Source organism: Acinetobacter higginsii (genome assembly GCF_000369525.1).
GTDB classification, from domain to species: Bacteria; Pseudomonadota; Gammaproteobacteria; order Pseudomonadales; family Moraxellaceae; genus Acinetobacter; species Acinetobacter higginsii.
In genome coordinates, this window is sequence record NZ_KB850071.1 from 114,637 (window position 1) to 127,094 (window position 12,458).

Here is a 12,458-nt window from a genome sequence, read left to right on the forward strand (position 1 = left end):
TAATTGTCCCGAATTGCTAAACACAAACACTAGGTAGTTTTCATATACTGCTTAGTGTTGGTTCATTGCACTATCGATTAGGACTAAACGATGAAATTACTATCATTTGTGAAGAACAAAGTTCTTGGTTCTTCGATTGACTATAAAATCCTCCCACGAAAAGTAAAATTTGACTGGGAAAATACGCCAGTGGATTGGATTCCAAACCAGCCTTTTGCCAGCTATTTTATTAATGAAATTAACAATATTTTACCTGCTGGTGAGTTTTGGTTTTGCCGTTTATATAACAAAGTCCTTCCTCAAATTACCGATGAAAAATTAAAGCAAGACGTCCAAGCCTTTATTCGTCAGGAAGCAATGCATGCCGTTGCCCATACCTCAGCCAATAAAGAATATTTGACGCAACGCAATATTGATATTCAGCGTAACCTCGACATCATGGATTTCTTATTCACCAAGGTCTTGGCTGACAAGCCTTTCGATAAAGAAATTCCAAAAGCATTCGAACATCAATGGGATTTATTCCGTCTCGGTGTGATTGCGACTGTTGAACACATGACTTGTGTATTGGGTAAATACGCACTGTACAACAAGCGTTGGGAAGAACTCGGTGCAGATCCAGAAATGATCGATCTGATTAAATGGCATGGCTCTGAAGAAATTGAACACCGTACCGTTGCATTTGATCTCTATCGTCATTTGGGCGGTGGTTATATCGCACGTTACTATATGAGTGTTGCCGTCATTATCGGTGTACTTGGCCTATGGGTCGATGGTGCAGCGCATATCATGAGCCAAGATCCTCGTTTTGCTGACAAGAAACCAAGCTTATTTAAACCATGGATCTGGATCGAATGGTCGAAGATCGCATTAAAAGACGCTAAAATCTTGCCAGGTCCTGCATGGTTGGTTGCACAACAGATTGATTACCTCATGCCTTGGTATGACCCCGTCAAAGAAGGCAACACCCAAGATGCTGTGAATTATTTAAACAGTTCCCCTGCTGCAAAACGCGCCTTACAACCCGCAGCATAAGCACTCTTTTTAGAATAAAAAAAGCAGGAATCATCTCCTGCTTTTTTTGCGTCCAATACGATCAACTTGATTCAGCTTCTGCCTGTTTTGCGTAGCGATCAACCACTACACTAATCATCATATCGCCTTGTACATTAACCACAGTACGGACCGTATCCAACACGCGGTCGATCGGCAGTAAAATTGCAATCGCCTCCGCAGGTAAACCGACTGACTGTAACACCATAATCATGGTGACCATCCCTGCACTCGGAATCCCTGGCGCGCCCAATGAAGCAATCATGGCGGTTAAACACACAATAATCTGCTGCGTTAAACTCAGATCCAAGCCCATCAAATTGGCAATAAATAAGGCAGCCGCAGCTTCATACAAAGCCGTACCATCCATATTCAGTTGTGTGCCTAAAGGAATCACAAAACCTGCCGTTTGCGGCCGTACACCTAAGTTTTCCTGTGCACACTTCATACTCAGCGGCATGGTCGCTGAACTGGAACTGGTTGCAAAAGCTGTGACTAAAGCCGTTCTCGCCCCTCTAAAAAAGGTAATTGGATTCATACGACCAAAAATCCACAACAAAGCAGGTAACACCACCACACCATGGAAAATGGTCGTCCCCGTCACTACTGCCGCGAATTCAACCAACCGACTTAATACAGACAAATCTTCAGTCGCAATCAACTTTGCTAAAAGCGCAAAAATCCCGATCGGTGCAAGCTTCATCACCCAACCCACTAACATCATCATGATGTCAAAGAATTGCTGGCTGATGTTACGGACGAGACTAAAACGTTCGCCACCTTTGACTAAGGCCACACCTAAGAATAAGGCAAACACCACCACAGCCAACACATTACCTTCACTAAATGCCTTAAATGGATTGATTAAGGTATTTTGAATAAAGCTAGTGACAAAACTTGATGGCGTTAAGGTGTCTGGTGTTTGATGACTGTCCATTGCTGCTTGAAACAGCTGAATATCGACGCCTTTACCCACATCAAACAGATGCGCACAACTAATCCCTAGAATTAAAGCCAAGGTGGTCGTCGTCAGGCAGCTCAATGCCGTAATTTTCCAGACACGCCCGAATTGACCGCCTGCCTGTAAATTGGAAACCCCAACGATGATTGAGCTAAAAATCAATGGAATCAGCAGCATTTTCAATAAACCAATGAAAACACTACTTAAGATGCCCAGTCCGTAAAGACTAGATTCAACAAATGCAGTTTGTGGATAGGCAAGCAACAGAAAACCGAAAGCGACACCAAGCACAGCTGCAATTAAAATTTGTGTATTTAAATTCATTGTTTAATGGGTAAACATTTAACTTATTGGTACTATGGCATGCTCATGTTGAAGAATCGAGCAATTTTTTGTCACATCCTTATGATAAAAAAAGCCATCAGAATGATGGCCTTAGTACTGGTTTACTTTTTACTGGGTTTCAATTTCTCTGAGCCGAATCAAACCTTCTTGAACGGTACTACAGACCAACTGTCCATTTTGCCACATCCGCCCAAAGTTTAAGCCACGTGAGCTGGCACTAATCGTTGCTTCCATGTCGTAAAGCATCCATTCATCTGCACGCAGTGGGCGATGGAAATAGATAGTGTGATCAATACTGGCACATTGTAAGTTTGGAGAGATCCATGACAATCCATGTGGACGTAAAGCCGTGGTCATCAAGGTAAAGTCTGAATAGAATGCCACAATCGCCTGATGCAGCGAGATCTCATCTAAATCTGCTGGAATCGTATCATGGGTACGAATGTAATGTGCATAAAACGGCGCTTCAGGCTGCGGCTGAAATGGGTTAATCAACTGCGTCGGTCTGATTTCCACATGACGCTCCCGCATAAAACTGGCACGTACATTTTCAGGTACAAAGTTAATCAGACTTTCTTTCAGCTCATTCTCAGACTTTAATGTCTCTGGTTCAGGGTATTCTGGCTCTTTATGTTGATAGTTCAAGCCTTCTTCTGGATTGGCAAAAGAGACCATTGCAGAGAAAATAGTACGGCCATGTTGAATCGCACGAACCTGTCGACTGGCAAAGCTTTTACCATCTCTGAGTGGATCAACTTCATAAATAATCGGTGCATTGACATCGCCACCATACAGGAAATAGGCATGTAAAGAGTGCGCCGGACGATCCGTAGTATATGACGCCGCTCTTAATGCTTGTCCAAGAACCTGCCCACCGAACACTCGCTTGCCTACCAAATTGCGGCTATTGCCTCGAAAAATATGCTCTTCAAGCTTTTCCAGAGTCAACAGTTCTACCAATTCTTGAGTTAACGCATTCATGTAATAGCCTTCCAACATCAATGAGGAGAGATCAACCAATCCTTTCAGGGTTGATAATTTTGATTGTGCCACAAATTCAAATGACAATGGTCAGGATAAAATGATTCATCCGTCACGATAATGATGTATTGATTATCTTAATATGTATTTATAGCGGCTAAAAATACGATTTTTAACGATAAAATCTACCAAATACGCTATATTTTGTCAGAAAATAACATACCGTTTCATGTAAGAATATCGCAGAATGTCGTGTTCATCATGACTCGATGTCAGGATTATTATTTAGGAGTTTGTAATGTCCAAGACTGGATTTGGTCAAATGTATCGCCAACTTTCGAGTAAGTTACTTGACCTTGTGGTAACCCCACATGTTCTTGGTGAAGTTCCTACAGAATCCACCACAACAGAGCAAAACACAACCGATTCAAATAAGTTAGTTTGCTATGTTTTACAAAATTATTCGCGTAGTAATGCGCTGGTGGTTGATGGTGAGACCCGCCGCCTAAATTTAAAACCAGCCTTAGACCCCTTGAGTTTTGGGAGCTATCAAGAAAAAAATTCAGTCTTGTTTTTACATCATAACGAAAACAATTTTTTTAATACTCAAACGTTCCCGCCTCGCTTGTTACAACTGGTCGAAGCCTTAGAACAACAAACTGATATTGATATTCAGCTGGTACCTGTGACCGTACTTTGGGGCCGTTCGCCAGACAAAGAAGACTCTTGGTTCAAATTATTATTTTCAGATACTTGGGCAACTCCAGGTACAGTTAAACAACTGATGAATATTGGCTTGCATGGGCGCCAGTCTTATTTAGAGTTCCATGAGCCGCAATCTTTGCGTGAGTTGGTAGATTATGCCAAGACCAACCATCCAAATATCTCACCTGCAACCTATATTGCAAGTTCTTTAGATACCTATTTAGATCAGCAACGTGAAGTGGTACTTGGCCCTGACTTATCAGACCGTCGCAATGTGATGCAATCGGTAGTGAAGTCAGCTGAGGTACAAGATGCCATTCGTCGTGAAAGCATTCAGCATAAAATCAGTATGCTCGAAGCTGAACGTCGTGCGATTGGCTATGTCAATGAAATCGTGTCTGACTATTCGGCATCTGCGGTACGCTTTGCCGATATGGCCTTAACCCGTTTATGGACGCAACTCTATGACGGCGTAGAGGTACATAATTTCAGTACCGTACGTGAGCTGGCAAAAGACTACGAAATCGTTTACACCCCATGTCACCGTAGCCATATCGATTATTTATTACTGTCTTATGTGATTTATAAGCGTGGCTTGATGATTCCGTATATTGCCGCAGGTGATAACCTTAATCTACCATTTGTAGGTCAGTTATTACGTGGTGGTGGTGCATTCTTTATTCGCCGTTCTTTCCGCGGAAATGCACTTTACACCTCTGTATTTAAAGAATATTTATACAGCATTTTATCGCGCAACACGCCTATCGAATACTTTATTGAAGGTGGTCGCTCACGTACAGGTCGCTTACTCCCGCCTAAGACTGGTATGCTAGCGATGACCATTCAAGGTCATTTACGTGGTCCTGCAAAGCCGATCGTCTTTGTACCGACCTATATTGGTTATGAGCGCCTGATGGAAGGCTCAACCTATGTTGGCGAAATGCAAGGTCAACCGAAAGAAGCGGAATCCATTTTTGGTATTGTGAAAACCTTACGTAAAATTGAACGTATCTTCGGTAAAGTGCATGTCAACTTCGGTGAACCTGTATTCCTGAATGATATTCTGAAACAACAGGGTGCGGAGAATATTCAGGCGGATACCGCAAGCACCACAGAGATTTCTAATGTCGTTGCAAGCTCAGCCAATCTGATTTTAGAGAACATCAACCGCGCTGTCGTCATCAACCCTGTGTCATTACTGTCTTTAATTCTATTGGCAACACCAAAACACACTTTAGATGAAGAAATCTGTGCGAAACAGCTCGATATCTACCGTGACTTGGCAACACAACGACCATATGATGAGCGCACGCAAGTGACCTCATTGTCAGGTAAAGAGATTATTGCTTATGGTCTCAAACTCAAGTTAATCAAACGTGTACAACATGTGCTAGGCGATATTATTGCGATTGAAGATAATCAAGCGGTATTGCTGACTTACTTCCGTAATAACATTTTACACGCCTTTGTTTTACCGTCATTGGTGGCTTCGCTGGTTGAGCACAATGGTAAAATTCACAAGAATGATTTAAGCAATGTGATCCGTACCTTGTATCCGTTTTTAAAAGCTGAATTATTCATGAAATGGGAAGCTGCTGATCTACAAAAGCAGATTGATAATTATATCGATGCCTTGGTTCAGATTGGTTTGATTTTCCAAGATCATGACGGCAATTTATTCAGTCCAACGCCAAATAGTGAAGAACATCAAAAGCTTGTCACTTTAGCTCTACCAGTAAAGCAAAGTTTAGAACGCTATTACATGACACTGGCACTGATTACTCAGCGCGGTTCAGGCAACATTTCAACCAAGCAAGTTGAAGAGCTGAGTCATCTCTTGGGTCAACGCTTATCTGTGCTGTATGAATTCAACTCACCTGAGTTCTTTGACAAAGCCTTATTCCAAAGCTTTATTAAGGTCCTCACTCAACAAAATTATATTCGTAATAATGAGCAAGGTTTCATTGAATATGATGATAACTTCAGTGAAATGGCCGCAGGTGCACAGCTGGTCTTAGATGAAACCACCTTACAAATGTTGCAGCATATCACCACCTTCAGCGATGAAGAGCTGGCTGAGGCATTAGAAGCAATGGCCTCACAACAAGCCAAACGTCGCTTAAAACGTAAGAAAGCTTAAAGCCACTAACACCGATACAACTCAAATTTCAGAGATAAAAAAAGCAAACCGAGGTTTGCTTTTTTTATCTCTGAAAGAAATTAGATAAGTGCTTTACTGACTATTCATGAAAGAACGTTGCTAATGCCTGAACATATTGCTGTATAGCCTGTTGTCCTATTACCGTCATTGGTGCATAGCCATCAAAACCATGAAAGCAGCCAGGATACAAATGAAATTCAGTGGGGACTCCTGCTTTTGCCAGTGCTGCCACATAGTCCATTGTTTCATCCCTAAACGGATCTTGATCACCCACACAGGTATAGGTTGGTGGTAAATGAGCATAGTCCTCAGCCCTTGCTGGAGCTGCATAAGATGGAACTTGCTGTGCTAGCATATCACCTAAATACATAGCCCATGCATTTCGATTGGATTGCTCATTCCAGACTCGACTATCCTGAATTTCAGTACTAGAGTGCGTCTGAAGACGATCATCAATCATTGGGTAAAGTGGCATTTGAAATGCAATCTTTGGTCCCTTACGATCCCGAGCCAATAAGCTAACCGCAGCGGTTAAGCCACCACCAGCACTCGCCCCTGCTACCGCGATCTTGTCAGCATCAACACCAAGTGCAGATGCATTTTCAGATAACCAACACAAGCTATCATAACAATCCTCCAAAGGTGCAGGATAAGGATACTCAGGTGCCAGATGATAATCGACAGCAACAACCTGACAACCAGCCTCAAGTACAAAGCGCTCACAAAGACTGGCATCCATCTCAGGTGTTCCCATCACATAGCCACCTCCGTGAATCCACAGTACGGCAGGACTCGGCTTCTGAAGGGATTGAGAACGATAAATTAATATTCGAATCTCTCGTCCACGATGTTGTGACGGAATCCACTGCTCAAGGCATTCGACTTGTGGGTGAGCTTGAAAATCACCGATCAAATGATCTTTCAGGAACTGACGAATAGCAGGCATTTGCTCTGCACTAATCATTAACTCAGGGAGTTGCGCCAATACAGACTGCAATTCCTTATGAACATATCTCATGTTGCTTACTCCTTTGTCTAATGCGAGTTAACTAGCTAGGCCACCATCCACTGGAAGCAAGACTCCGTTGATATAAGAAGCATTTTCTGACAATAGATACACCACACTATTAGCAATTTCTCCCGCTAAAGCCAGACGCCCTAAGGGACCTAAACGTGATGCATCACTGTCTTTTACCATGCCACTAATCATGCTGGTATCCACACCTCCCGGACAGACGGCGTTAACACGTATGCCGTACGGCCCATATTCATGTGCAGCGGATACTGTCAACCCTGACAAAGCATGTTTACTCGCGGCATAAATTGCCAGATAAGGTTCTGCACGTATGCCAGCATGAGATGACGTATTGACAATGCTGCCAGATTTTTGTCCCATCATCTGCTTCAGCACCAGCTGCATTCCCCAATAAGCGCCTTTTAAATTCACATTCAAAACACGTTCCGCTTCAATCTCTTCCGTTTCATGTAATAACGAAGGTTTCTGGAGCACACCAGCATTGTTATGAAAGAAATCAATTCGTGGAAACAACTCGTTTGCCTGATCCACATAAGCCTGCACGTCAACATAATTTGCTACATTAGCTTGTTTACAGTAGGCAATGCCGTGCTCATCTTCAATTAATTGTTTTGTTTCAAGAAGGGCCTCATAGTTATAATCCACCAACAGAACTTGTGCGCCCTGCCTACAGAGTTGTATAGCCGTTGCTCGGCCAATCCCTCCACCAGCCCCCGTTACAATGCCAAATTTATTTTTAAAGTTCATAATTAAGCACTCCATACTGTATTGTGACTGTCTACTTGTTTGAATTGAAATCCTCGATATTGATCTGCCGCAACTTCATTACAGAGCTGTCGATATGGTCCAATACCAGGCAAATAGATCAGAAAGCGTCGCGGTTTTCCTGCAATATTGGCGCCGGTATACCATGACTCAGCTTTGGTAAATAAAGTGTATTCCGCAATCTCCTGGCAACGTGCACTCCATTGATCTTCAGCCATAACCGAAGCCTCGATCAGGTCATGATCGCAATCTCGCATATAATTCAGGCAATCGGTAATCCAGTCGACATGCTGTTCAATACACAAAGGCATATTGCTAAGTACCGATGGGCTTTCTGGTCCAGTAATCATGAAAAAATTGGGGAAGCCTGCTGTGCTGAGCCCAAGATAGGTCCGGGTCGCAGCTCCATTTTCCCATTTATCTTGTAAGGAAATACCAGCAACGCCGCGGATATCCATTTTAAACAATGGCCCAGTCATGCCATCGTATCCCGTTGCATATACCAGAATATCTAATTCAAAATATTCATCGGTGGTTTGCAAGCCATACTCATCAATCGCAACAATTGGATTCTCTTTAATATTGACCAATTGCACATGTGCCTGATTGAACGTTTCATAAAACTGCGAGCCTAAAATTGGACGCTTGGTTCCATAGTAATATTGAGGCTGCAACTGTTTGGCAATTTCATTATCATCAATACTGTCTGCAATTTTATCTCTAAAGAAATGAGCAATTGCGGCATTGGATTGTTCATTTACCAACAAATCGTTATATGAAGTTGCGAGATAAAAACCACCTTTATCCCAAGCATGTTCAAATACTTGTAAGCGTTCTTCAGCACTATCTTGCATAGCAGACTTGTCTGGAGGGTCTTGTGGCATCCCAAACATGGTTTGATGCATTTGCGCCTTCAATGTCTGAAAGCTATTTTTTATGTGCTGACGTTCCTGATCTGAATAGGGACGATTATTAGCAGGCGCCACATACTGTGGAGTTCGCTGGAAAACAAATAATTGTTCAGCCTCTTTGGCAATCTCTGGAATACTTTGGACGCCACTTGACCCAGTACCAATGACACCCACTCGTTTTCCTTTGAAGTCGACCTTGTCATGCGGCCAATGTCCCGTATGGTAAGCTTGTCCCTTAAAGAGGTGTTGCCCTTGAATTACAGGCATATTCGATGCAGACAAACAGCCCACACCAGAAATAAAATACTTAGCTGAGAACCGTTGTCCCTCCTGTGTATGAATGTCCCAGCGTTGGCTCTGTTCGTTAAAATGCGCAGAAATGATCGTTTGGTTAAACTGAATGTCTTTCTTTAAATCAAACTTATCTGCCACATAATTGAGATAAGCTAAAATTTCAGGTTGTTCCGGATAGCGTGAGGACCAGCTCCATTCTTGGAACAGCTCTTCGGAAAAGGTGTAGTTATAAGAAAAACTTTCTGTATCACATTTGGCACCAGGATAGCGATTCCAATACCAGACACCTCCCACACCCTCACCCTTTTCAAAAGCCATGGTCTTAAACCCAGCGTCTCGCAGCTTTAACAGCATATAAAGCCCTGAGAATCCTGCGCCAACGACAACTGCATCCAAAAATACATTGCTTGTGTCTAAAGCTGCTTTTATCATATTCAAATACTCCTTTTGAATTTTGCTGACAAATTCATCATAAGAGCTTGAATCGGATACGGATATTCCCGATTTCTATACTAACAATTCCCTAAAAAGGAGGATAAGTATTGATCCCGCCTTCTAGAATAATTAAACAGGTGCAACAAATCGAATTGGCAAAAAGCCATGAAGAACAACTCTTTATGATTTTAAAGACCTATATGTCACTTTTCCCGATGATGAATGCCACACTCTCCCGATATTCTGCGTTCGGCTTTCTTGGAGAAGGTATTATTTCAATGGAAGGTGAACGGCTCGAATACATCAGTGAAATACGAGATGATATCCGTTCTATTCCTATTATTTATCAAGCCATACAGGAGCGTAAGGCACATTTTTGCCAAGGAATTGATTTCCTAAAAATGGTGAGCAGTCGCTATCAAATTGCAAGTAATATACAAGCCATTACGGTCACACCCATATGTAATGGTTCAGCCGTATTGGGGTTTATTTGCAGCACCAAATTTAGTGATGATACTCAACTCAATCCAACTTTACTCCATGCCCTTACCCAATTTGGACATTTGGTCGGTCAATATATGGCCGGTGGTACTGCCTTGCAATTAAAGAATCGTCTCAGCAAACGAGAACTTGAAGTCATGAAACGGGTTTCACTGGGTGAAAGAAGTAAGGAAATTGCTGACGCCCTCGACATAAGTGAATTAACGATTAATCAATATATCCAATCATCAGTCAAGAAATTGCTCGCACATAATCGCACCCATGCAGTCAGTATTTTATTGCGTGAAGGTGTCTTGACCTAAGCTCATTAAGCGATGTATCAATTCAATAAGGAGTTGATACCCCAAAAGGCAACTTCGGTTGCCTTTTTTAATGTGCTAACGACACTCTAAATACTTCGGATCATCCAAACATCTCAGTCGTTTAATCAGCGATACAAAATATGCATCATAATAACCAGAGTCGACATAACGATTCCGAATTTTGACCACCATCGCGTCATAACCCTGTTTCTCATAACCTGAAATATCCGCCCAGTAATAAGCTGGTAAATGGTTTTCCCATTGAATGGCTTGTGCAGCAAGCACATTGCTGTTGCGTACAAACCAAGCTCGTATTTGATGACCGAAGCCCGCTGGGTAGACTTGTGGTCGAATCACGATATTCATCGCAAAATACGCCATAGGGAAGTTAACGACCTGCGTGTCTGCACCAAATTCCTTTTTCAAGTTATACGGCAATATTCCATAGGCAGGTGCAGCCAAAATATCAATTTTTTTCTGCTTGAAGGATTCCACCGCATTGGAAAAATCTACATAGACAGGTTTAGCACCTACACTTTGCACCAAGGCTTGCTGTGGTGGATTATTCTCCAAAATACCAATGGTTTTATTTTTTAATTGAGACACCTTATTGATCTGTTGGGTATTCATGATCATATAAGCCGTGCCGATCGGGATCATACCCAGCATTTCATAATCTGTCCCGATCATACGCTTTTCTACATTGCTATTATTTAAAAGCTGTAAAAAGACTCTGGCGACACGATTATTGGGAATCAAACCAATTCCACCTGTTGTCCCCATAAAGCGGTTATAGCGATAGGTATTAAAGTTGGATGCTACCAAGCCTGAACATTTACGCTGCTCAAAAGCTTGTATAGCCTCCTTTTCATTCTTAAAGGTTTGAAATTTTAATTGAACTTGATTCTGTAGCGCATACAAACGAATATCCTGTAGACGGCGACTAATATCACCCTTTGTACTTAAAGGATCAAATACGCACCAAGACTGCTCAACAGCCCAGCTAGTGGTTGTGATCAACCCGAATAAGATCATGCAAATTATTTTTCTCATGTATCACCTTTACGCCTCACCGCAAACCATGTGCTTAATTTAGGCGGTTCCTTTCAGGAATCTATTGGTATTTATAATTCAAAATACATACCAACTCTTTAAACTTTCTTTACAGTCTAATCTAATTATTTTTCATTACTATGTACCAATAAAGCCGCTGCATAGTCATTAAAGCAAATCAAATGGTCAAATTTAAAATCAATCTCAACTAATCGTGTCGCGTAAATTCGCTTGCCAGTGTGTTGTTCTGATACTAGTTTTAAGGGTTTTACATGAAGTTGCTGTTGAAACCACCATAATATTTCGTGCATTGGTAGTGGTGTATTATTGCTAATGATATAACTTGCTTCAACTTTAGCTAAATTAACTAATAGTGCTAAAAACTTTGCTAAATCATCAATATGAATGCGATTACTAAAATGGATTGCGGGATAAGTTAGACTCTGTTCTGCCATTTTTTTGAGTCGGGCGATTGAAGTCCCATAAATGCCAGTCGGGCGAACAATAATACTTTGTTGCGGATAATGCGCTTGCCAGAGTAATTCCATCTCCCGAAGAATGTGCCCTTGCTCATCAGCAGGTTGTATCAGCGATTCATCATCAATTCGCTCTCCTGCATTTTCGCCATACACCCGAGTCGAGGACACCACGACAATACGTTGTACGGGATGTACTTTGAGTGCGTTGACAATAGGTAATACACTATCAAGATAGGTTTGCTGATAAGCCGCTATACCACTCTGTGCAGGGGCCAATATCACATACACCATATCAACAGGTAGCAGTTTACTTAAATCCAGCTGATGAATATCCTGAATATAATGGGTCGCGTAACAATCTGTTTTTTCACTGCGACTAATTGTGCTAATGTGGTGACCTTGCTCAAATAAGTGTTTAGCGACACGCTGAGATGTTTTACCATAACCAATAAATAAAATATGCATACACACCTTTG

At 41.9% G+C, this 12,458-nt stretch carries 10 protein-coding genes; 3 read left to right on the plus strand and 7 right to left on the minus strand.

Features of this window, described 5'->3' with window-relative positions:
* Window positions 1–90 precede the first annotated feature (90 nt).
* A complete protein-coding gene (locus tag F902_RS03750) occupies window positions 91–1,035 on the plus strand; it encodes a metal-dependent hydrolase (RefSeq protein WP_005201216.1) in 945 nt (314 codons plus the stop codon).
* A gap of 61 nt (window positions 1,036–1,096) precedes the next feature.
* On the opposite strand, the gene F902_RS03755 is transcribed toward F902_RS03750, so the two are convergent.
* Window positions 1,097–2,338 (minus strand): dicarboxylate/amino acid:cation symporter, encoded by a 1,242-nt coding sequence (locus F902_RS03755; RefSeq protein ID WP_005201218.1) that lies wholly within the window; start codon window positions 2,336–2,338, stop codon window positions 1,097–1,099.
* 129 nt (window positions 2,339–2,467) lie between these two features.
* Entirely contained in the window at window positions 2,468–3,340 is an 873-nt protein-coding gene (locus F902_RS03760) for an acyl-CoA thioesterase (protein WP_004804100.1), read from the minus strand.
* Window positions 3,341–3,638: 298 nt separating this feature from the next.
* Here F902_RS03760 and plsB point away from each other — a divergent pair, with 298 nt between their 5' ends.
* Window positions 3,639–6,185 (plus strand): glycerol-3-phosphate 1-O-acyltransferase PlsB, encoded by a 2,547-nt coding sequence (gene plsB / locus F902_RS03765; RefSeq protein WP_005201221.1) that lies wholly within the window; start codon window positions 3,639–3,641, stop codon window positions 6,183–6,185.
* A gap of 100 nt (window positions 6,186–6,285) precedes the next feature.
* On the opposite strand, the gene F902_RS03770 is transcribed toward plsB, so the two are convergent.
* The 3 genes from F902_RS03770 to F902_RS03780 are packed head-to-tail and all read right to left on the minus strand — an operon-like array spanning window position 6,286 to window position 9,644.
* Window positions 6,286–7,224, minus strand: a complete 939-nt coding sequence (locus tag F902_RS03770; protein ID WP_005201222.1) for an alpha/beta hydrolase — start codon at window positions 7,222–7,224, stop codon at window positions 6,286–6,288.
* Between the two features lie 27 nt (window positions 7,225–7,251).
* A complete protein-coding gene (locus F902_RS03775; protein ID WP_005201223.1) occupies window positions 7,252–7,989 on the minus strand; it encodes an SDR family NAD(P)-dependent oxidoreductase in 738 nt (245 codons plus the stop codon).
* A gap of 2 nt (window positions 7,990–7,991) precedes the next feature.
* On the minus strand, window positions 7,992–9,644 hold the full coding sequence (locus tag F902_RS03780; RefSeq protein WP_005201224.1) for a flavin-containing monooxygenase: 1,653 nt from the start codon (window positions 9,642–9,644) through the stop codon (window positions 7,992–7,994).
* A gap of 140 nt (window positions 9,645–9,784) precedes the next feature.
* Between F902_RS03780 and F902_RS03785 the strand changes: the two genes are divergently transcribed.
* On the plus strand, window positions 9,785–10,450 hold the full coding sequence (locus F902_RS03785; protein WP_017402243.1) for a response regulator transcription factor: 666 nt from the start codon (window positions 9,785–9,787) through the stop codon (window positions 10,448–10,450).
* Between the two features lie 75 nt (window positions 10,451–10,525).
* Here F902_RS03785 and F902_RS03790 read toward each other — a convergent pair whose 3' ends face one another.
* Window positions 10,526–11,503, minus strand: a complete 978-nt coding sequence (locus tag F902_RS03790; RefSeq protein WP_005201226.1) for a putative solute-binding protein — start codon at window positions 11,501–11,503, stop codon at window positions 10,526–10,528.
* A gap of 125 nt (window positions 11,504–11,628) precedes the next feature.
* Window positions 11,629–12,447, minus strand: coding sequence for an NAD-dependent epimerase/dehydratase family protein (locus tag F902_RS03795; RefSeq protein ID WP_005201229.1), 819 nt, complete (start codon window positions 12,445–12,447; stop codon window positions 11,629–11,631).
* Between the last annotated feature and the right edge of the window lie 11 nt (window positions 12,448–12,458).